General features: G+C 34.2%; 19 protein-coding genes and 2 tRNA genes. 11 read left to right on the forward strand and 10 right to left on the reverse strand.

The window, feature by feature from the left end; genetic code table 11:
- Positions 1 to 9: 9 nt before the first annotated feature.
- Positions 10 to 672 (reverse strand): queuosine precursor transporter, encoded by a 663-nt coding sequence (locus IRZ78_RS08105; RefSeq protein ID WP_194616072.1) that lies wholly within the window; start codon positions 670 to 672, stop codon positions 10 to 12.
- Positions 673 to 847: 175 nt separating this feature from the next.
- On the opposite strand from IRZ78_RS08105, the gene IRZ78_RS08110 reads away from it, so the two are divergent.
- The gene (locus IRZ78_RS08110; RefSeq protein ID WP_194616044.1) at positions 848 to 2965 is read left to right on the forward strand and encodes a M3 family metallopeptidase; all 2118 of its coding nucleotides are present in this window, start codon (positions 848 to 850) and stop codon (positions 2963 to 2965) included.
- Between the two features lie 453 nt (positions 2966 to 3418).
- Here IRZ78_RS08110 and tsf read toward each other — a convergent pair whose 3' ends face one another.
- The 6 genes from tsf to IRZ78_RS08140 form a co-directional block, all read right to left on the reverse strand.
- Positions 3419 to 4381 carry a translation elongation factor Ts gene (tsf, locus tag IRZ78_RS08115; protein ID WP_173964136.1) on the reverse strand — a complete coding sequence of 321 codons (963 nt, stop codon included), beginning with the start codon at positions 4379 to 4381 and terminating at the stop codon, positions 3419 to 3421.
- A 136-nt stretch (positions 4382 to 4517) separates the two neighbouring features.
- The gene (gene rpsB, locus IRZ78_RS08120; RefSeq protein ID WP_194616045.1) at positions 4518 to 5309 is read right to left on the reverse strand and encodes a 30S ribosomal protein S2; all 792 of its coding nucleotides are present in this window, start codon (positions 5307 to 5309) and stop codon (positions 4518 to 4520) included.
- Positions 5310 to 5485: 176 nt separating this feature from the next.
- Positions 5486 to 5872: a 30S ribosomal protein S9 gene (gene rpsI / locus IRZ78_RS08125; RefSeq protein ID WP_099710716.1), complete on the reverse strand. Its 387-nt coding sequence runs from the start codon at positions 5870 to 5872 to the stop codon at positions 5486 to 5488.
- Positions 5872 to 6327, reverse strand: a complete 456-nt coding sequence (rplM, locus tag IRZ78_RS08130) for a 50S ribosomal protein L13 (protein ID WP_007808911.1) — start codon at positions 6325 to 6327, stop codon at positions 5872 to 5874. The genes rpsI and rplM overlap by 1 nt, the downstream gene beginning before the upstream one ends.
- Before the next feature lie 193 nt (positions 6328 to 6520).
- Positions 6521 to 7333 carry a ferritin-like domain-containing protein gene (locus IRZ78_RS08135; protein WP_194616046.1) on the reverse strand — a complete coding sequence of 271 codons (813 nt, stop codon included), beginning with the start codon at positions 7331 to 7333 and terminating at the stop codon, positions 6521 to 6523.
- A 26-nt stretch (positions 7334 to 7359) separates the two neighbouring features.
- Complete coding sequence (locus IRZ78_RS08140; RefSeq protein ID WP_194616047.1) at positions 7360 to 8106, reverse strand: ferritin-like domain-containing protein; 747 nt, start codon at positions 8104 to 8106, stop codon at positions 7360 to 7362.
- A 195-nt stretch (positions 8107 to 8301) separates the two neighbouring features.
- On the opposite strand from IRZ78_RS08140, the gene IRZ78_RS08145 reads away from it, so the two are divergent.
- On the forward strand, positions 8302 to 9327 hold the full coding sequence (locus IRZ78_RS08145; RefSeq protein ID WP_194616048.1) for a LacI family DNA-binding transcriptional regulator: 1026 nt from the start codon (positions 8302 to 8304) through the stop codon (positions 9325 to 9327).
- A 290-nt stretch (positions 9328 to 9617) separates the two neighbouring features.
- Here IRZ78_RS08145 and polA read toward each other — a convergent pair whose 3' ends face one another.
- Positions 9618 to 12464: a DNA polymerase I gene (polA, locus tag IRZ78_RS08150; protein ID WP_194616049.1), complete on the reverse strand. Its 2847-nt coding sequence runs from the start codon at positions 12462 to 12464 to the stop codon at positions 9618 to 9620.
- A gap of 327 nt (positions 12465 to 12791) precedes the next feature.
- Here polA and IRZ78_RS08155 point away from each other — a divergent pair, with 327 nt between their 5' ends.
- The 7 genes from IRZ78_RS08155 (at position 12792) to IRZ78_RS08185 (ending at position 17514) form a co-directional block, all read left to right on the forward strand.
- Positions 12792 to 12989: a hypothetical protein gene (locus IRZ78_RS08155; RefSeq protein WP_194616050.1), complete on the forward strand. Its 198-nt coding sequence runs from the start codon at positions 12792 to 12794 to the stop codon at positions 12987 to 12989.
- 50 nt (positions 12990 to 13039) lie between these two features.
- Positions 13040 to 13222, forward strand: a complete 183-nt coding sequence (locus tag IRZ78_RS08160) for a hypothetical protein (protein WP_194616051.1) — start codon at positions 13040 to 13042, stop codon at positions 13220 to 13222.
- 189 nt (positions 13223 to 13411) lie between these two features.
- On the forward strand, positions 13412 to 14086 hold the full coding sequence (locus tag IRZ78_RS08165; RefSeq protein WP_194616052.1) for a response regulator transcription factor: 675 nt from the start codon (positions 13412 to 13414) through the stop codon (positions 14084 to 14086).
- Between the two features lie 10 nt (positions 14087 to 14096).
- Positions 14097 to 15434, forward strand: coding sequence for a HAMP domain-containing sensor histidine kinase (locus IRZ78_RS08170; RefSeq protein ID WP_229029125.1), 1338 nt, complete (start codon positions 14097 to 14099; stop codon positions 15432 to 15434).
- A gap of 106 nt (positions 15435 to 15540) precedes the next feature.
- A complete protein-coding gene (locus IRZ78_RS08175; RefSeq protein WP_065448131.1) occupies positions 15541 to 15729 on the forward strand; it encodes a hypothetical protein in 189 nt (62 codons plus the stop codon).
- Between the two features lie 172 nt (positions 15730 to 15901).
- On the forward strand, positions 15902 to 17137 hold the full coding sequence (locus IRZ78_RS08180) for a metallophosphoesterase (RefSeq protein ID WP_194616053.1): 1236 nt from the start codon (positions 15902 to 15904) through the stop codon (positions 17135 to 17137).
- A 74-nt stretch (positions 17138 to 17211) separates the two neighbouring features.
- Positions 17212 to 17514 carry a thioredoxin family protein gene (locus IRZ78_RS08185; protein ID WP_026728605.1) on the forward strand — a complete coding sequence of 101 codons (303 nt, stop codon included), beginning with the start codon at positions 17212 to 17214 and terminating at the stop codon, positions 17512 to 17514.
- A gap of 25 nt (positions 17515 to 17539) precedes the next feature.
- Here the strand turns inward: IRZ78_RS08185 and IRZ78_RS08190 are convergent, their stop codons facing one another.
- Together IRZ78_RS08190 and IRZ78_RS08195 are read right to left on the reverse strand one after the other, a co-directional pair.
- Positions 17540 to 18175 carry a polysaccharide deacetylase family protein gene (locus tag IRZ78_RS08190; protein ID WP_194616054.1) on the reverse strand — a complete coding sequence of 212 codons (636 nt, stop codon included), beginning with the start codon at positions 18173 to 18175 and terminating at the stop codon, positions 17540 to 17542.
- A gap of 95 nt (positions 18176 to 18270) precedes the next feature.
- Entirely contained in the window at positions 18271 to 21549 is a 3279-nt protein-coding gene (locus IRZ78_RS08195) for a DUF2723 domain-containing protein (RefSeq protein WP_194616055.1), read from the reverse strand.
- A gap of 245 nt (positions 21550 to 21794) precedes the next feature.
- On the opposite strand from IRZ78_RS08195, the gene IRZ78_RS08200 reads away from it, so the two are divergent.
- Both IRZ78_RS08200 and IRZ78_RS08205 read left to right on the forward strand, forming a co-directional pair.
- Positions 21795 to 21865, forward strand: a tRNA-Gln gene (locus IRZ78_RS08200).
- A 96-nt stretch (positions 21866 to 21961) separates the two neighbouring features.
- Positions 21962 to 22032, forward strand: a tRNA-Gln gene (locus IRZ78_RS08205).
- The last annotated feature ends 19 nt before the right edge of the window (positions 22033 to 22051 follow it).

Raw genomic sequence — 22051 nt, forward strand, 5'->3', positions numbered from 1 at the left:
AAGGTAATCTTATTCTTTGTTAGTAGGGTCTTCTTCTAAATATTTTTTTATCAAATGGTGCCCCAGATAAATTAATGGGGTTAGCAAAACAGCAACCGAAAGTTTAAAAATATAACCTGTTAGTCCAGAGGATATAAAAGTTTCGAAATTGATTTTTCCTGGCAGCCAAAAAGCAATTCCCAGTACAATAAAGGAGTCAAATAGTTGTGAAATTACAGTTGATCCGGTTGCTCTTAGCCATATCTTTTTTTCTCCGGTTCGTTTTTTAAAGAACCAAAATATCCATACATCGATTAACTGAGATGCTATAAAGGCGATTAAACTACCTACGATTATCCACATACTTTGTCCGAAAACAGCCTGGAATTGTTCGTCGTTTACAGGACTAATTCCTTTTGCGGCCGGTATCACGATAGCCATAAACAATATTAGAAAGGCATAAGCAATTAAACATGCTGTTATAAATGATAGTTTTTTTACGCCCTTTTCGCCAAAATATTCATTGATTAAATCTGTTGTTAAAAAAACGATTGGCCATGGCAGGATACCAATACTCATTACAAATGGGCCAATTTGAATTAATTTTCCTCCAATAAGTTCTGCTACAACGGCATTGGTTATAAAAATGCCTGCAAGGACTACAAAAACAATTTCTTTTCGGGTTTTAAACATGTGATGTGGTAAATGATGTGCCAAATTTAAACTATTTCTTTATAATTGAGAATGGATAATTATGAAATAAAATGTACTGTGATGTAAATCTGAAAGTTAAAATTTTACTTCGAATGCTGATTTTTGGTTACATTTGAAACAATAACACGTTTTATTTTAAATCAAATTAATGATAATGAAAAAATTAATGACAATTTTTCTCATGGGAACAACTTTATTTACAGCCACTGCGCAAAACAATTCAGATAATCCATTGTTGAAAAAATGGACAGGGCCTTACGGAGGAGTTCCTGCTTTTAATGAGTACAAGGTTTCAGATTTTAAACCTGCACTTCAATTTGCGATTCAGGAAAAACTAAACGAGGTTGATGCTATTGCAAATAATCCAAAAGCACCAACTTTTGATAATACCATTGCAGCTTTAGAGCGTTCAGGTAAAACAATATCCCGAATTTATACTGTTTACGGAATTTATGGTTCTACTTTAAGTACTCCGGAATTTGACGCTGTTGAAACAGAAATGTCTCCTAAACTGTCTGCTTTTAATGACAAGGTCTTACAGAATAAAAAATTATTCACCAGAATAGAAACGTTGTACAACTCAAAGGAAAGTAAAAAGCTAACCAGTGAACAACAACGTTTAATTTGGTTGTATTATACTGATTTTGTTCGTGAAGGGGCAAAACTGAATGAAAAAGACAAAGAGAAAGTTGCTAAAATTAATCAGGAACTGGCAAGTCTTTATACTAAATTTAGTCAAAATTTATTGGCAGAAGAGCACAATCAATATGTAGCATTAAAAACAGAAAGTGATTTTGACGGTTTGCCGGCTGAAGTAAAAAATGCTGCAATCGCGGAAGCAAAAAGCAGAAAGCTGGATGTTATGGGGTGTGTTGCCAATACACGTTCGTCTATAGAGCCGTTTTTAACGTTCTCTACTCGTAGAGATTTAAGAGAAAAAGCATTTGAAATTTTTGTAAAACGTGGCGATAATGGCAATGCAAATGACAACAACGCAACGCTTGTTTCTATTTTGCAATTTCGTACTCAAAAAGCTAATTTGTTAGGTTTCCCTACTTTTGCTGACTGGAGTTTGTCTAACAAAATGGCAAAAGATCCTAAGAAAACAATAGATTTGATGATGTCGGTTTGGGAGCCAGCTGTAGAAAAGGTACATCAGGATGTTGCTGAGATGCAGAAAATTGTTGATGCTGAAGGTGGTAAATTTAAAATTCAGCCTTGGGATTACCGTTATTATGCTGAGAAAGTTAGAAAAGCAAAATACGATTTAGATCAAAATGAGGTTAAGCCTTACTTGCAATTAGAAAACTTACGTGAAGGTATGTTTTGGGTTGCTGGAGAATTATTTAACTTAAGTTTCAAACAAATTACCAATGTTCCTGTTTACCACCCTGATGTTCGTGTTTGGGAAGTAAGTAATAAGTTAACTGGTAAAGTTGTAGGATTATGGTATTTTGATCCGTATGCACGTGCAGGAAAACGTTCTGGTGCGTGGATGAATGCTTACCGTGATCAACAAAAAATGGATGGAGAAGTTCTTACAATTGTTTCTAATAATTGTAATTTTATAAAAGGAACTGGAAACGATCCGGTTTTAATTTCTTGGGAAGATGCTACAACTTTGTTTCATGAATTTGGACATGCACTTCACGGATTATGTTCTAATGTAACGTATCCAAGTTTAGCAGGAACATCTGTTGCGAGAGATTACGTAGAGTTCCCATCTCAATTATTAGAGCACTGGTTGGCTACTCCTGAGGTATTGAATAAATTTGCTTTACATTATAAAACAAATCAACCATTACCACAATCATTGGTAGACAGAATTGAAAAAGCATCTAATTTTGGTGAAGGATTCTCTACTGTAGAAACGATTTCAAGCTCGTTGATCGATATGAAGCTGCATTTGACGACTACGCCTATTGATCCTCACAAATTTGAAAAAGAAACGTTAGAAGCGCTTCATATGCCTTCAGAAATTGTAATGCGTCACAGAATTCCTCAATTTGGACATATTTTCTCAGGAGATGGATATTCGGCTGGGTATTATAGTTATTTATGGGCTGATGTAATCAATGCAGATGCTTATGAAGCTTTTACAGAAGGTAAAGGGCCCTATGATAAAGAAGTGGCTAAACGTCTTTATGATAGTGTTTTCAGTGTAGGAAATACTATTGATCAGGAGAAAGCTTATGAGAACTTCAGAGGAAGAGCTCCTAAGTCTGATGCTTTAATGCGTGCGAGAAATTTCCCGATTATAGATAAAAAATAATAAGATTAAATTCTTTGTTGAAATCCCCGGATAATATAATTATTCGGGGATTTTTTTATGAAGTTTGAAGGTGGGTTTTTGGGAGACAGATTTTAAGGATTGAAAAGATTTTAGCAGCAAGTTTATCGGGTTTGTTAAACTTTAAAACCAAGAGTGTGAGGAACTTTTGTGAAAGCCCAATTTAATTTCTATCTTCAAATATAGCCCGTGGTTTCAACCACGGGAGCACAATACGGGGCTTGATAATATTGCAACCCGTGGATGAAACCGCGGGCAATGTCTGACAAGTTTACAAGTAAAAAAAACTTTGACAAAGTTGTCCTTTTCTGATGTAAACTTTAAATTACAACCTCTTGATTAATCTTATAAATCAAAGTGAAGACAAGAATTATTAAAACAAAAAAAAGCCCTGAATAAATAAATATTCAGGGCTTTTTATATTGAAATAATATATTAACCTAAAGTAACTCTTTTGAAACCTGTGATTTCAACGTTGAATCCTTTAACGTAATCACCAACTTTTTTACTATCATCTTTGATAAAGTTTTGATCTAACAAAGCTTTCTCTTGATCTAAAGTAGTATTGTCAGAGATAAAACGCTGAACTTTTCCTGGGATAATTTTGTCCCAAATTTGTTCTGGTTTACCTTCAGCTTTTAATTCAGCTTTAGCATCTTCTTCAGCTTGTTTTAAAACTTCTTCAGTCAATTGAGAGAAAGAGATGTATTTAGGAACATTTTTTAAAGTTTTTCCTAAACGTTTTGCTTCTTCATTATCTTTTTCGATTACAGCAATACGTGCAGCAAGTTCAGATTCAACGAAAGCAGGATCAAAATCTTTGTAAGATAATGTATCAGCTCCCATAGAAGCAACTTGCATAGAAACATCTTTAGTTAAAACTTCAGCGTTAGGAATTGCAGCAGAAATTGCAGTTAATGCAGCAATTTTGTTAACGTGAACATAAGATCCAACGAAAGCACCTTCTAAAATTTCAAAACCACCGATTTCGATTTTTTCTCCGATAACTCCAGTTTGCTCGATTAATTTTTCAGCAACAGTAATTCCGTTGAAATCTGAAGCTAAAAATTCTTCTTTAGAAGAGAAGTTAATAGCTTTTTCAACTAATTCTTTAGCTAAAGTTACGAAAGCCTCATTTTTACCTACGAAATCAGTTTCGCAGTTTAAAGTGATGATAGCTCCTTTAGTATTGTCAGCATTGATAAAAGAAACAGCAGCTCCTTCAGAAGACTCACGGTCAGAACGGTTAGCAGCAACTTTTTGTCCTTTTTCTCTAAGGACTTGTATAGCTTTATCGAAATCTCCATCAGCCTCAACTAAAGCTTTTTTACAGTCCATCATTCCGGCACCTGTAGATTGTCTTAATTTATTTACGTCTGCAGCAGTAATTGTTGCCATAATATTTTGAATTTTAATGTTAAAAGTAAAAATTCCATCTTTTAAATTCTAAACTCCAATTTTATTAAATTATCAACATAACGTTTTTAATTTGTCTTTGGATTTTAGAATTTAAAATTTGGAATTTAAATTTGATTTATTCTTCAGTTGCAGGAGCAGCAGCTTCAACAGCTGGCGCAGCTTCAACAGCAGGAGCAGCAGTAGCTTCTTCTGTTGCAGCTTCAGTTTCTTTGTCAGAACCTCTGTCAGAAAGACCGTCGATTACAGCAGCAGTAACTAAAGATAAAATTTTGTCAATTGATTTAGAAGCATCATCATTTGCAGGAATAACGTAATCAACCTCTCTTGGGTCAGAATTCGTATCAACCATTGCGAAAACTGGAATGTTTAATTTTTGTGCTTCTTTTATTGCGATATGTTCAGCTTTGATATCTACTACGAACAATGCAGCTGGTAGTCTAGACATGTCAGCAATTGAACCTAAGTTTTTCTCTAGTTTCGCACGTAGACGATCAACTTGCAAACGCTCTTTTTTAGATAACGTCATGAAAGTACCATCTTTCTTCATTTTATCAATAGAAGACATTTTTTTAACTGCCTTTCTGATAGTTACAAAGTTAGTTAGCATTCCACCAGGCCATCTTTCAGTGATGTAAGGCATGTTTGCAGCTTTTGCTTTTTCAGCAACGATGTCTTTTGCTTGTTTTTTGGTAGCTACGAATAAGATTTTTCTACCTGATGCAGCGATTTTTTTCAAAGCTTCATTAGCTTCTTCAATTTTAGCTGCAGTTTTATATAGATTGATAATGTGAATACCATTACGCTCCATATAAATGTAAGGGGCCATATTTGGGTCCCATTTTCTAGTCATGTGTCCAAAGTGAACACCTGCTTCTAGTAAGTCTTTTACTTCTATTTTGTTTGCCATTTTTGTACTAGTTTACGTTCTGTTGATTAGCAATGTATAAATGGCGGTTTCCCAGGCTTTATACATTTAGATGCTAAACTATTTCCTACCTCGATAGGAGAGCAACAACAACTGTGTTTTTTAATTTCAATAAATAATTGATCATGTCTTGTCCTAATTGAACAAGACAGGTAATATTAACGTTTAGAGAATTGGAATCTCTTACGAGCTTTCTTCTGACCGAATTTCTTACGTTCAACCATTCTTGGATCTCTTGTTAATAAACCTTCTGGTTTAAGGATACCTCTGTTTTCAGCATTTACTTCACACATAACGCGTGCTAATGCCATTCTTACAGCTTCTGCCTGACCAGTTGAACCACCTCCGTAAACGTTTACTTTTACATCAAAGTTGTTTACATTTTCTGTCATAGACAATGGTTGTAAAACTTTGTATTGTAAAGTTGCAGTTGGAAAGTAAGTTGCGAATTCTTTTTTGTTTACAGTGATTTTACCTGTTCCTTCAGAAACATATACACGTGCAACAGCGGTTTTTCTTCTACCGATTTTGTGAATAACTCCCATTACTTAAGATCGTTTAGGTTAACAGTTCTAGGTTTTTGAGCTCCTTGTTTGTGCTCAGATCCTACAACAACATTTAGATTTCTAAAAAGTTCAGCACCTAATTTATTTTTAGGTAACATTCCTTTTACAGCTTTTTCTACTAATAATGCAGGGTTTTTAGATTGCAATACTTTAGCAGTTAAAGTTCTTTGTCCTCCTGGGTAACCTGTATGACGCATGTAAATTTTGTCATTCATTTTTGTACCTGTAAGGTTAATTTTTTCTGAGTTGATAACAATTACGTTATCTCCACAGTCAACGTGCGGTGTGTAACTTGGTTTGTACTTACCTCTTAAGATCATAGCAACCTTTGAAGCAAGACGACCTAAGTTATGACCTTCAGCATCTACAACAATCCACTCTTTAGTAACAGTGGCTTTGCTTGCTGAAATTGTCTTGTAGCTTAATGCGTCCATAATATTATTTTAATTAAACATTCCATCCCCAATAAAGGGGATGCAAAAGTACAATTAATTATTTTAAAACCAAATACCTGAAAAGAATATTTTATCTGCTGAAAATCAGGGCATCAGTTTTATATTTAAAACAATAAAAAAAAACCACCTTCACAATAACGCGAAGGTGGTTCAATATTTAGAATTGTTTTTGCTAAACAATAAATAAATTGGCAATGTCAACGACTTGTTGTGTCGTAAGTGGTTCATCATAAGCTTCTGATCCAGCGGCAGCTCCAAATGCGGCGGCAGTGTTAAATCCTGCTTGTACCGTAACTCCTTCACCGGCGTAAACGGCTTGTGTGGCTGCTGGCATTCCTGCGCCTCTTTCATCATTAGAAATCCATCCTTTTAATCCGCGTAGTCGTCTTACTTCAGAGGCATGACGTGCCTCTACAGAGTGAATTTGTAGTGCAGCAGTCAATAAATCAGGTGTAGAAATTAAATTTCCTGCCTGTCCTTTGTATGCTCTTACTCCTGTATCTTCAAAAGCTTGCGCCAATGCTAAAAAGGTTTGATAGTTGCCAAACGGGTCAAATGTTCCACCCACAGTAAAATCAAAAGTAGGTTTAGCAACGAAGTTTGTACTTCCTGGTCCTCCCAGTCCTGCAATTAAAAATTTAACATGATTAGACTCGTGTGCGGCTATTTGTTGAAAAACTTTTAAATCACGTCCGCCGTTTTCTGATGCCGGAATTACTCCAGAATCTAAAGCCATAGCATAAAATTCGTTTTCCAGGTATTCTAAGGTTAAGGCAAATTGCAAAGCTCCAATAGGTGTTGCCGGTGTTGCAGTAATATCTTTTGCTAATGCTTTATTGGCCATAGCTGATAGTCCAAAAGGGATCGATGCATATGCCAGTGTTTTTCCTATGTTTCCAAACTGATTAAAACTATCTCTTCTAGAGCCAGTGCTTCTCATTAAGCTGTCATCAGTAAACGTTTCTATAAATTTTAAAATATTCATAATTTCTAAGTTTTAGCTAGTTAAGATTAAGGTAAATATTTGGCAGTAAATTTTGTAGTAATGAAGCCTCCTGCAATTGGTAAAATTTTAGAAGGATCTTTAGCAACATCCAAACCAGTAGATGTACTTATAATATCATCACCAGCAAAATCCTTAGAGTTAGGATTAATTAAACTTCTAATAGCGGCTGCATGTCGGGCTTCTACCGAAACAATTTTCCCTGCTAATAGTAAATAATCAGCGCTTTTAATTAGTTTTCCGGCTCCGTTATAAGCAGCAACTCCTGTATCTTCCAGCGCTTTGGCTGTTGCAAGAACTTCGGTACGGCTATTAAAATTCAGAGAACCATAATTAAAAGCAAGAGTAGGAAGCAATTGTGAACTCGGATCAGGAAGCGCTCCGGATAAAGCAGCTTTAAAAAAATCTCTGTGAATTACTTCATGATGATACAAGTCGGTTAGAACCTGACGTTCGGTATCATTAAATGCACTGTTAAAGCTTGTAGAATTTACAACTTTAGTATAAAAGTCGGCTTCTAGTTGTTCAAGAGCATAAGCATACGTTAATACTCCAAAATCTCCAGAGCCTAAATCAAAGACACCATTTTTTACTCCTGGTAACGATGTATCTTCCATATCGTTATCATTATCATTGTCGCTGCACCCAGCTAAAACCAAACCTGCAGTAACTAATGTTAGTCCGCTGAGCTTAAGGAAGCTCCTTCTGTTATTCAATGAAGGGTCAACTTCATGAATTTTAACTTCGTTTTTCATAATCTAGGTTTTTTAAAAAGGTTAATAACATGTATTAAGTTATTAACGTAATTTTAAGACAGGCGGTTTTGAAAAATCGCAGTATTTTAAAATTATTTTAAAAAGACCTTACAAATTCAAATACTGGTAGGTGTTTTTTGTTTTATTTTAGGTAATTCTACTATATTTGTATTAATTACATAAAATTATTTTTAAATGAAAGCTAAAGCAACTCTAAAACAAATTGCGAAAGAACTAGGTGTTTCTGTGTCTACGGTTTCTAAGGCGTTAAATGACAGTCCGGAAATTAGTGAGCAAACGAAGGTGAAGATTAAGGAGTATGCCAAACTCAAAAATTATAAACCGAATGTTATTGGTCTGAATTTAAAGAATCGTAAGACGAAAACGATTGGTGTAATTATACCTAATATATTAAACTCCTTTTTTGCTAAGGTGTTTAGCGGTATCGAAAAAGTGGCCGATAAAAAAGGATATAATGTAATTACGTGTATTTCGAATGAATCTTTAGAGAAAGAAATTCATACACTTGAAATGTTGAGCAACGGAACAATTGACGGATTCATTTTGTCAGTTTCTCAAGAAGCTCAAAAACTTCAGGATTATAGTCATTTCTCTGCTATTATAAACGACGGAACTCCAATCGTAATGTTTGACCGTATTGCAGATGAAGTAGAATGTGATAAAGTTGTGGTTGATGATTTCGATTCAGCTTTAAACTCAACTCAGCATTTAATTAATTTAGGATGTAAAAATATTGCCTTGATTTCTTCTGTCGATAATTTAAGTGTTGGAAAATTAAGAGCTGATGGATATTTGAAAGCTTTGGCTGATAATAATATTCCGGTAAACGAGAAAATTATTCTTCGTACAGATTCTGAAGATGATATGAAAGCCAGAATTGATGCCATTTTTGATAATAAAGTTGATGCCATTTTTGCTTTGGATGAAAATGATTCAGTTGCCGCATTGCGTGTGAGTTTGAAAAAAGGATATAGAGTTCCTGAAGATATTTCGATTATAGGTTTTGCCGATGGAATTTTAGCTTCAAGACGTTTATCGCCAAGTTTGACAACTGTAAGTCAACACGGAATTGAAATTGGAGAAGTTGCTGCTAAGCAATTGATCAAACGTTTAGAAGAGTCTGAAGAAGAAACTTCTGATTACGAAACTATCGTTATTAAGACGAAGTTGAAAGAAAGAGAATCGACTAGAAAAAAATAAGTATACTAATATATAGGTTATAAAAAAAAGGACTGTTCTTTTGAATAGTCCTTTTTTTATATATTATTTGTGAATTTCGCCATTTTTATCATTTCGACGAAGGAGAAATCTTCGCGAGAAGCTCGATAAAGATTGGATTCTCGTTGCGGAGTTACTTGGGAAGATTTGCTTCGCCTGTTCGCTATCGCTCGGGTCTTCTTTGTCGAAATGACAAGATCGGGTGTTTCTTGATGAATAATTGTTTACTGATTCAGAAAATCTAAAATCTACAATCAAAAAATCTAAAATTATTAATGCGCTTCCAACCAGTCTTTACCCAAACCAAGTTCAACATCTAAAGGAACACTCATCATAAAAGCATTTTCCATTTCGTGTTTGATCATAGGCTGAATTTTCTCGAGTTCATCGTTGTGAACATCGAACACAAGCTCATCATGAACCTGAAGTAGCATTCTTGATTTCCAGTTTTCTTCTTTTAGTTTTTTATGAATGTTGATCATAGCTATTTTAATGACATCGGCAGCACTTCCCTGAATTGGTGCGTTTACGGCATTTCTTTCGGCAGCACTTCTCACTACTGCATTTGCTGAGTTGATATCTTTTAAATATCGGCGACGGCCTAAGATCGTTTGTACGTAACCATTTTCGCGGGCAAATTCAATTTGTTCATTAATATAAGATCTTAATCTCGGGTATGTTTTATAATACGCTTCGATCAATGCAGCACTTTCGCTACGCGATAATGAAGTCTGGTTGCTTAATCCGAAAGCAGAAACACCATATATAATACCAAAGTTTACGGTTTTGGCATTACTTCTTTGTTCGCGTGAAACTTCGTCTAACGGCACATCAAATACTTTTGCAGCCGTAGCTTTATGAATGTCTTCTCCGTTCTGGAAAGCGGCAATCATATTTTCTTCGCCACTTAAGGCAGCAATAATTCTTAATTCTATTTGCGAGTAATCGGCAGAGATTAAAGTATGGTTTTCATCGCGGGCAACAAAAGCTTTACGAATCTGACGGCCTCTTTCGGTACGAATTGGGATGTTCTGTAAGTTCGGATTATTAGAACTTAAACGTCCTGTTGCTGCAACAGTTTGCATATAATCGGTATGAACGCGTAAGGTCTTTTTGTCTACTTGTTCCGGCAAAGCCAAAATATAAGTGCTTTGTAGTTTTACCATCTGGCGCCAATCCAGAATTTGTTTTACAATTGGATTGTCGTTGGCTAAATACGTTAAGACTTCTTCGCCGGTCGCATATTGACCGGTTTTGGTTTTCTTTTGTTTTGCTCCGCCAATTTTTAATTTATCAAATAAGATATCTCCTAATTGTTTTGGAGAGGCAAGGTTGAATTTTTCTCCTGCGGTTTCGTATATTTTTTCTTCCAGAGATTTAATCTCAATGTCCATTTCTTTAGACATTATGCTTAAAAACTCCACATCTAAACGAATTCCTTCTGTTTCCATATCGGCCAGAACACTTACTAACGGAATCTCGATTTCGTCGAATAACTTTTTAGTTTCGGTTTTGTCTAATTCGGCAGTAAAAAGTTCTTTTAGTTGTAATGTAATATCAGCATCTTCGGCAGCGTATTCTTTGATTTCTTCAAGAGCTACGTCTCGCATCGTAATTTGATTTTTTCCTTTTTTACCAATTAAAGTTTCAATTGATTTTGGAGAGTATTTCAAATACGTTTCTGCTAGAATATCCATATTATGACGCATATCCGGATTGATCAGATAATGCGCAATCATGGTGTCGAAAAGTTTTCCTTTTACAACAACGCCATAATTAGAAAGAATCTTTAAGTCGTATTTTAAGTTTTGACCAATTTTTTCGATGTTTTCGTTCTCGAAAAATGGCTTGAATTTATCTACTAAAGTCTGAGCTTCTTCCTGACTTTCCGGAAACGGAACGTAAAATGCTTTTCCTTTTTCATAAGCAAAAGACATTCCGACCAATTCAGCATGCAAAGCATCTAAACCAGTAGTTTCGGTATCAAAACAAACAGCAGTCTGTTTTTGTAAATTTTGGATCAATAATTTAATTCCTAAATCGCCTTCTACAGCTTGATAGGAGTGAGGTGTGTTTTCTAAAGTATTGTAAAATGAAGTTCTTTCTTCTGTAATTTCATCTGTAGTGGCACCACCTCCAAAAAGATCAAACTGATCCTCATTTTTAGGTTGTGGTTTTTTATACAATTTAGCATCCGATGGCTGACCTGCATTTGCCAGTTCGTTTCCGCCGCCTACTTTAAATAAATTATCAAATTGTTCGGCCATTCTTCTAAATTCCAATTCCTGAAAAATAGCGTCAGTTCTTTCAATATCAGGACGTGAAAGTTCGTAGTCGTTTTCATTAAAAACAACATCGCAGTCACATATAATAGTAGCTAGTTTTTTAGATAAAATTCCTTTTTCTTTATTGGCCTCGATATTCTCTTTCATTTTACCTTTCAGTAAATGTGTATTTTCAAGAAGGTTTTCCATCGACCCAAATTCTTTCAGGAACTTTTTGGCAGTTACTTCACCAACTCCTGGCAATCCCGGAATGTTATCGACAGCATCTCCCATCATTCCCAGAAAATCGATTACCTGTTCCGGTTTTTCGATTTCAAATTTTGCCAAAACTTCAGGAACTCCCCAAATTTCGATACCATTCCCCATACGGGCTGGTTTGTACATGAATATATTTTCAGAAACTAATTGTGCGAAATCCTTATCAGGAGTCACCATAAAAACTTTGTAGTTTTCTTTTTCGGCTTGTTTGGCAATTGTTCCAATCAAATCATCGGCCTCACAGCCTTCTATTTCTATAATAGGAATATGCATTGCTCTTAATAAATCCTGAATATAAGGTATCGCAATTTTTATCGCTTCCGGAGTAGCATCGCGATTGGCTTTATACTCGGTAAACATTTCAGTTCTTACATGACTTCCGCCTTTATCAAAAGCAACGGCCAAATGATCTGGTTTTTCACGTTTAATAACATCCAAAAGCGAATTCATGAAACCCATAATCGCTGATGTATCCATTCCTTTTGAGTTGATTCGCGGATTCTTTATAAAGGCATAATAACCACGAAATATTAAAGCGTAAGCATCGAGAAGAAAAAGACGTTTTTGAGTTGACATAAAAAAAATATTAGTGTGTAAAAATAAACAATTGGGTCTCAAAAATTAATCAAAAAAGAAATTTTTTACCATATAAGTGATATAAGTTCATTTTACCAGCGTACGCTGCGTAAAGATGCAAAGCATTGCAGAGACGCACAGCAGCGTGTCTAACATTTCGGTGATAAAATTAAATGAGCTTATATCACTTATATGGTAGAAAAACCCCAAATAGTTAATGTCAAGTTAAAATAATTATGATCAGGGATTTCTTCATTTTGTCTTCATATTACAGGGGTACATTTGATCTGTAAAATAAAAGGTATTAATTTTTAAATAGTAGAAATCATGAGAAATTTATTGATGTTATTAGTAGCAGTTTTAGGCACAAGTGTCATGGTAAGTGCTTTTCCTGCAAAAGATGTTAAAGCAGCTCCTGCAAAAGAAGTTAAAGCTACAAAACACCCAAAAGCCAAATCTGATAAAAAAGTGAAATCAGAAAAAAGCGAGGCGACTAAAGTAGAGACTGCTAAAGTAAAAAAATAAGAAAAGGTTATTGTAAAATAAAAGGTTAATTAATTTAAAATTTAGAAATCATGAAAAATTTATTGATGTTATTAGTAGCAGTTTTAGGAACAACTGCAATGGTAAGTGCTCAAACAGCTCCAACTCAGGCAGCCCCTGCAAAAGAAGTTAAAGCTACAAAACACCACAAAAACAAAGCTGATAAAAAAGCAAAAGCAGAAGCTCCTAAAGCAGAGACAGCTAAGGTGAAATAATAAAAGTTGTTTTTGTTTTGCTTTCAAAGAATTGTAAAGGAGGCAAAACAGAAGTAATGATTATGAGAATGCAGATGGAGAAAGCTGGTAAAGAAATTTATCAGCTTTTTTTGATTCGTTAATTTTTTAATAATGCGCAATAATGTTTTTTAGAATTGCTTAAATTTATTTGCGCTTAAACGCTGTATTATGAATATTCTAATTGTTGAAGATAATAAGGAACTTGCGGTCGAAGTTTATGATTTTTTGTGCAACGTAGGTTACGTATGCAAGATTGCTCATAATTGCAGCGATGCTCTCGAAGAAGTAAATAGTAACGATTATGATGCGATGCTTCTTGATCTTGGTTTGCCTGATGGAGATGGATTTGAGGTTTTGCAAACGGTTCGAAAAACAAAATCGAAAATAGCTGTTATTGTACTTACGGCCAGGGGCGAGTTAGATGACAGAATAAATGGCCTGCATTTAGGAGCCGATGATTATTTGACTAAACCTTTTGCCTTGACAGAACTTAGCGCGAGATTATTTGCTGTAATTCGCAGAATTCATGGTTTTACTGTAAACAGTTTAAGTATTCACGGTTTTTTGCTGCAGCTTCAGGATTATAAAGTGAGTTACGATAATGTTCCTATCAGTCTTACTAAAAAAGAATTTGATATTTTTCAGTATTTAGTATTGAATAAAAATCGCGTAATTACCAGATTACAACTTACAGAACATATTTGGGGAGACATCCTGGAGGTCAATTCAGATTCTAATTTTATTGATGTTCATGTTCGAAATCTTCGAAAAAAACTCGACAAACATACTGCTATCGATTGGTTCGAAACTGTTAGAAATGTTGGCTATCGTATTAATGAGTAAATAAAATATTGTGAAGATAAAGCATCAATTGGCTATTTTTAATGCGCTAACAAGATTGTTGGTGATTTTAGTTTTGTGGCTAATGTTGCCCATCCTGGTCGAAAATGTTGTTTACAGGCATATTAATAACGGGTTGCTGGAGAAAAAACAAAAATTCATACAGCATTTAGATCAAAATGAGATAAATGATTTTATCGAAAACTCAGATGATTCTACCGAAACCTATTCGCAATTTTCTACCTTACATAGTGAGTTTTTGGTGCTTTCGAAATCGCCGGTAAAAATTGCCAAAAAGAAAGCTGTTTTTACTAATGAATATCGCGTTATAGAAGGTGAGGAGAATGAATATAGAATTTTACAATATCATTTTACTTTTGGCAATCAGGGGTATAATTTAGAAATAGGGAGCAGTCTTGCAGAAATAAATGACCTTACATTTATTATTCGGTTTTTTATTATAATTGTCTTTGTAGTTATCCTGCTGATTACTTTTTTGGCAGATACTTTTTATATCGAATATTTACTGAAGCCCTTCTATAAAATTATTGATACCAAGATAAGGCGTGTCAACGAACCTGAAGCTTTTGATCATACGCCAATAAAAGCGAGATCGAGGGATTTTAGGGAACTCGATTTTGTTTTAAACCAGATGATGGATCGTATTGCGGAGCTTTTTAAAAAAGAAAAACAATTCATTTCGAATGTCTCTCATGAGTTGCTTACGCCTATTGCTTTGCTTAAAAATAAGTTCGAGAATTTGCTTCAAAATGATTCTCTTGATGATAATGCTTTCGATAAAATCGCGGGTTCTTTAAGAACTTTAGATATGCTAAAAAAAATCATCAATAACTTATTGTTGATTTCGCGAATCGAAAACAATCAGTACGAGGCAAATGAAGATGTAAATTTTCATGAGATCATTGCAGATCTTCAGGAGGATTTACAAGATCGAATTGATGATAGGGAAATTCAGTTTCTAAACAAGATGGAACATGATTTTTTCTTTACAGGAAATAAAACACTGATTCATATTTTGATTTATAATCTGGTAACCAATGCAATAAAATACAATAAACCCAACGGAAGCATTATAGTTACAGATGGTTTTTTAGAAAATCGTTATTTTATTTCGATTGCAGATTCCGGTATCGGGATGAATATGGTTCAAATCGAAAATATATTCAACAGGTTTGCCAGAATTAGTTCAGATCAGGAAGGTCAGGGGTTAGGGCTTGCAATTGCTGATAGTATTGCTTCTTTTCATCATATCGAGATAAAAGTTTCTTCTGCTCTAAATGAAGGTACAACCTTTATGTTGTTGTTTCCGGAAGTTTTAAAACATAATTAAACGTTAATTTTTTCAAAGTCGTTCAATCTTCATTTTGTCTTCATTTAGCGTATATATCTTTGAGGTATAATAAATGAAAATAATAATAATCATAAAAACTTCAATCATGAAAAAATTAGTAATGTTAGCAGTAGCTGTTTTAGGAACAACTGCAATGGTAAGTGCTCAAACAACTCCAGCGCAAACAACTCCGGCAAAAGAAGCAAAAGCTCCTAAAAAAGAGAAAAAAGCAGACAAAAAAGCAAAAAAAGCGGAAGTAAAAGCAGAGGCAGCAAAGCCAGAAGCTAAAAAATAAAACAATACTGGTTTGATGTAAACCGTGTTGTGGATTATAAAGGTTTTAAAAAATTTGGTAGAGAAAAAGCTGGTAGAGAAATCTATCAGCTTTTTGTTATTTGAGTTAAATTTTTGATAATAAAAAGCAATAGAAATTTCATTCTTTGTTACTTTGCTTAAAACTATTAATAATGATCATTCGTTTTATAATTCTATGTGCTCTTTTTTTATTTATTGAGTTCTATTCTTATCAGGCCTTTCGTACTTTAGTTAAACTAAGATGGGTTTTGATTAGTTATCAAATTATAAGTTTACTGCTTTTAATTTTTATCATTTACTCTTTTTCGCAATTTGATCGTTCTGTTGGGCAAACCAAGCAAACCATGTTTACAATGGGGTTGATGTTATTGGTTTATGTGCCAAAAATAGTTTTGACACTTGTGATGTTTGGAGAAGATATTTTTAGAATAGGGGCAAGCATCCTGAATTATTTCATGTATAACACACCTCGTTCGGAGATGATGCCAAACAGGCGAAAGTTTGTTAGTCAGATAGCATTAGGTTTGGCTGCCGTTCCTTTTTTATCGCTGATTTACGGAATTTTTGAAGGTAAATATAATTTTAAGGTTTTCAGGCAGACGATTTATTTTCCTGATTTGCCGGATGCTTTTGATGGATTTAAAATTACTCAGATTTCAGATGTTCACAGCGGAAGTTTTGATAATCCGGATAAAATAAATTATGCTATTGATTTGATTAATGAGCAGGAAGCGGATATGATTTTATTTACCGGAGATATTGTAAATACTCATGCTAAAGAAATGCATCCGTGGTTAGGGACTTTCAACAGAATAAAAGAGTATAAATATGGGAAGTTTTCAGTTTTAGGGAATCATGATTACGGAGAATATGTAACCTGGCCTTCTGAAAAAGAAAAAGATGAAAACTTTAAAGAAATTAAGAATCTTTACGGACAAATAGGATTTGAACTTTTGCTTAACGAGCATACTTATATTCAAAAAGGCGATGATAAAATTGCACTTATTGGAGTAGAGAATTGGGGGCATAATTTTAAAAAGGCAGGAGATTTAAACAAAGCGTCTCAAAACGTACATCAGGACGATTTTAAAGTGTTAATGAGTCATGATCCGAGTCATTGGGAATATGAGATTAAAAATCATCCTAAAAACTTTCATTTGACTTTGGCAGGCCATACACATGGTATGCAGTTTGGAATTGAGATTCCGGGATATTTTAAATGGAGTCTGGCGCAGTACATCTATAAACAATGGGCAGGATTATACGAAAACCTTGGCCGATACGTTTATGTAAATCGCGGATTTGGTTTTCATGCTTATCCGGGACGAGTAGGTATCATGCCTGAAATAACAGTGATTGAACTAAAAAAAGGGAACAATGTGGCTTAATTCGTTAAAAATGCTACATTTGTATATAATTATCTCTTTTTAACAGAATAAAAAAGAATTAAATTTTTGGTTTTATGTCAAAATTTGGAGAACTTATAAATGCTCAGGTTCCGGTGTTAATTGATTTTTACACCGATTGGAACGAATCATCTGTATCGATGCATCCTGTTATTAAGGATGTTGCGGCTGCACTAGGCGATAAAGCCAAAGTGATTAAAATTGATGTAGATAAAAATCAGGAATTAGCAGAAGCCTTACGTATAAAAGGATTACCTACTTTAATGATTTATAAAGAAGGGCAAATGATCTGGAGACAATCAGGCGAACTTGATGCAAATACCATTATCGGAATTGTCCAGGAACAATTCAATCAATAAAATACTACTTTTTGTTTGATGTTATTTAGTGAATAATATCAAATGTATAGCCGTTTTCCTTTAAAAAGTGTAACGTTTTAGGTAGGGCAAATTTTAAATTAGGCGAAGCTTTTATGCTGTCGTGAAATACAATTACACTTCCTGATTTTACATTTTTAGTAACGTTTTCAAGGCATTTTTCAGGAGTAATGCTCTGGTCAAAATCAGCGCTCAAAACGTCCCACATAATAATCTTGTAGCCCAGTTTTCTTAGAATTTTAGATTGTGCTTTTTTAATCTTCCCGTAAGGCGGGCGAAATATCATGTTGCATGTTTTTTCTTCTTCTAAAACAGCAGCACAATTCTTAACGTTTTCAATATAATCGTCATTGTTGCTTTTCCATCCATTTACATGGTTCATGGTGTGGTTTCCTATAGCATGTCCGTCTGTGAGTAGTTTTTCAAATAAAGCTAAATTGGCTTTTATGTTTTTTCCTATGCAAAAGAAAGTAGCCTTTGCATCAAACTTTTTCAATTCAGATAAAACCCAGTCCGTAATCTCCGGAGTTGGGCCATCATCAAAGGTGAGGTATATTTTCTTTTCGTTGTTTGGAATGTCCCAACAGTACTTAGAAAATACCCTTTTTATGAATGAATTTGTTTTTACCCAATAAAAGCTCATTTTAATTTGTTTTACAGATATGTAAAAATAAAAAATGCAGCGCTATTTATCAAATCGCGCTGCATTTTTTTAATTGCTATGTTTTTCGTATATTATTATTCTTTTTCTCTTCCAAAACGTTCAAAAACATTTACATAAGTATTAAATGTTACTTTGTGTTTCTCATAGAAAGCAAGATCTTTATTTTCTTTCATCACTTGTAATAAGCTTCTGTAACGCTCAATATCTGTAATGATATCAATAGCTAGGTCAGTTTGGTCGTTAGGTGTTAAGGTGGCATAATAGTTTAGTTCTTCTTTGTATTTCTGAACTAGTTTATTAAGCAAATCATGTGCTTTTGCCGTTTCGCCCACTTTATAATATCCTCCTGCAAATGGTTCGACTAATGAGTAATATCCAAATTTATCCAACGGCATTTTTGTTATTGCCAGGTTGATAATGTTTTTTGCTTTATCAATTTTGCCTTCTGCAATAAGTTGGTTCATCAAACGTGACAAGTTTGTACGGTATGTAATACTGTTTCTTCTGGTTTCAGGATCATGGTAAATGTTACCATTGCTATTTCCCCAATCCCATTTCATTACAATGTCGTACATTTTATCAGCGTCGATTTGTCCCATATCCATTGGTCCGCCATCTTTCGAAGGTTTGTTTCTAATAGGAACTAATTTGTACACCATTCCGTCTAGTTGCAGATAATCTTTGAGCCATAAATAATCTTCATCGTCAAAAGCACCTCCACTAAAATAAATTGGTCTTTTCCAGTTGTTATTCGCTAAGATATCCAGCATCATTAAGCGGTTTTTGTATAAAGCACTTCCTTTAATGTCAATGTCCATGTAAGGAACGATTGAATCGTTGTATTTAGGATTGACAACTTTATTTTTGATGATGGCATCTTTATCAACGTTAATTCTGATTTTATTTGTTGGATAAAAATGAATTGTTTGTCCGTTTTGTAAACCTACAGTAGATTTTGGATTCTTGATAAAATCAATAAAATCAGTGATGTTCCAACGTGTTTCAATTTTAGGAATATGAGCAACATAATCTAAATTATCTCCTACATATTGATCGTGTGTGAAAGATATCGGTAAAGGATCAGACTCGTATGCTTTAGCTTTCATTTGATCAATATACCAATCTGTCATAAATAAACTCGTATTTACGATTTTCACATCGGTTCTAATGCCTTCAATTTCCTGTGCATACCATAACGGGAACGTGTCGTTGTCTCCAATAGTAAATAAAATAGCGTTTTTATCACAAGAATTCAAATAAGCTTTTGCCATTGCAACAGCAGTATATTTTCCTGATCTGTCGTGATCATCCCAGTTTTGAGCTGCCATTAAAACAGGAGCTGCTAATAAACTTGCGGCGATGATAACCGGGCCTGCAATTTTAGGAGCAATGTATTTTTGAATGGTTTCATAGAGTGAATAAACTCCAAAGCCTATCCAGATCGCAAATACATAAAAAGATCCTACAAGAGCATAATCTCTTTCTCGAGGTTCAAAAGGTCTTTCGTTCAGGTATATTTTTAATGCAATTCCTGTAAATAAGAATAACGCCAGAAGCACATAAAAACTCTTAAGGTCTTTGTTGGCATGATACATTAATCCAATAAGGCCTAAAATAAATGGTAAGAAGAAATAAACGTTTCTTCCTTTGTTGTTTAAAACGTCTGATGGTAAATTGTCTTGAGAACCAAGGTGTAAAGAATCAAGGGCTTTGATTCCGCTAATCCAGTTTCCGTCAAGATTGTCGTATTTCCCCTGAACATCACTTTGGCGCCCGACGAAATTCCACATTAAATATCTCCAGTACATATATCCAAATTGGTATTCGAACATGAAACTGAAGTTATCCACAGTAGTTGGTTTTTCGATAATTAAATAATCGCCATAGCTTTTTAAGAATTTAACGTAACCTTCGTTGTCAATTTGTTTTTGAGCATATGCATTTCTGAATTCAGAAATTGTTTTTTCAACTTCATTACGCAATTGTGCCGTAGCTTTATTGTATTCCTCTTCGCTTAATTGGCTTGCGTCAATTCCGTATTTTCCTAAATCCTGTTCGTAATCGTAGTTAGGATTTATTTTGAATTTAGGAGGATTTGTAAAACTGATATAGTTTTGAATGTGTCCTGTTTCAGTACTCCACATTCTTGGCAAAATCGCTTTTTGATTGTCGTCTGAATTTTGACTAGCGTTTTTATAATTATTGGTAATAATATATTTACCGGTTTTATAATCTCTTTCGTAGTTAGGTTTTTTGTCTGAGTACGGGTTTTTCGCATCAAGTCCTGCAAAAACTTCTGTGTATTGAGGTCCGTAAAATAAAGGATTTACACCATATTGTTCACGATTGTAGTATGCTAAAACTTCGGCAGCATCTGATGGTTTGTTCTCGTTAATTACAGGATTTGCATTAGCACGAACCGGTAACATCATCCAGGTTGAGAAACCTATAAAGATAAATAAGATGCAAAGAATTATAGTGTTGTAGAAAACTAATCCTTTTTGTTTGGTGTATTTTAATCCAAAATAAAAGAATGCAATTAAAACTAATGCTACAAATAAAGTTCCTGAGTTAAATGGTAATCCAATGCTGTTTACCATGAAAACCTCAGTATCTGCAAATGCTTCCATAGTTAATGGTAAAAGCAATTTGAAGATGAATAATAAAATACCAATTACCACTACATTGGCGATAAGAAAGTTTTTGATGGTAACTTTTTCGTAATGTTTAAAGTAGTAAAGAAAACCTATTGAAGGAATGGTTAGTAAAGCCATAAAGTGAACTCCAAATGAAAGTCCTACAACTAGTGATATCACTAACAACCATTTGTTTCCTTTTGGTTTATCCATGTCTTGCTCCCAACGAAGACCAAGCCAGAAAAGTAATGCAATCAATAAAGAAGCCATGGCATAAACTTCGGCTTCAACGGCATTAAACCAGAAACTATCAGAGAAAGTATAGGCTAGGGCTCCGACAAAAGAACTTCCTAATATTACAATAGAATTGTTTTGATTAATTTCTGAAAAGCGTTCTATAATCTTTTTTAAAATCATAGATGAAGACCAAAACATAAAAAGGATAGTGAAAGCACTTGAGAAAACAGACATCATATTTACCATTACAGCGACATGTTGTGCATCTATAGCAAACATGGCAAAAAATGCGCCCATCATCTGGAATAAAGGAGCCCCTGGTGGGTGACCAACTTCTAGTTTAGCTGCTGTGGCAATATATTCGCCACAATCCCAGAAGCTCATCGTTGGTTCAACAGTTAATGTATAGGTAGTTAAAGCGATTGCAAATGCAAACCAACCAATAATTGTATTCCATTTATTGAAATTGAATTGTGCCATATTTAGGTGTTATAATTATGTGTATTTTCTATCTTACAAAGAAAATGTTTTTTTGTTGAAAGAGAAGAGCATTAACATAAAATTCTACAAAAGTATTTGTTTGAAGTAATGCGTTGTTTGTGAAATACTTGTGAAATCATTATGAGTTGAAGAGAAAGAAAAATGAAAAAAAATGATTTTTTTTACTGAAAAAGTTTGTGCAAACTAAAAAAAGCTCTAAATTTGCACTCGCTTAACAGCAACGCTGGTCTATGGTGTAATGGTAACACAACTGTTTTTGGTGCAGTCTTTCAAGGTTCGAGTCCTTGTAGACCAACATAAAAAGCCTCTCAACCGAGAGGCTTTTTTATTCAAAAAAAAGTTGTGCAAACTAAAAAAAGCTTTAAATTTGCATTCGCGTAAGCATTCTTACTGGTCTATGGTGTAATGGTAACACAACTGTTTTTGGTGCAGTCTTTCAAGGTTCGAGTCCTTGTAGACCAACATAAAAGCCTCTCAATTG

The sequence above is a fragment of the Flavobacterium sp. CSZ genome (assembly GCF_015350725.1).
In the GTDB taxonomy this organism is placed as follows: Bacteria; Bacteroidota; Bacteroidia; order Flavobacteriales; family Flavobacteriaceae; genus Flavobacterium.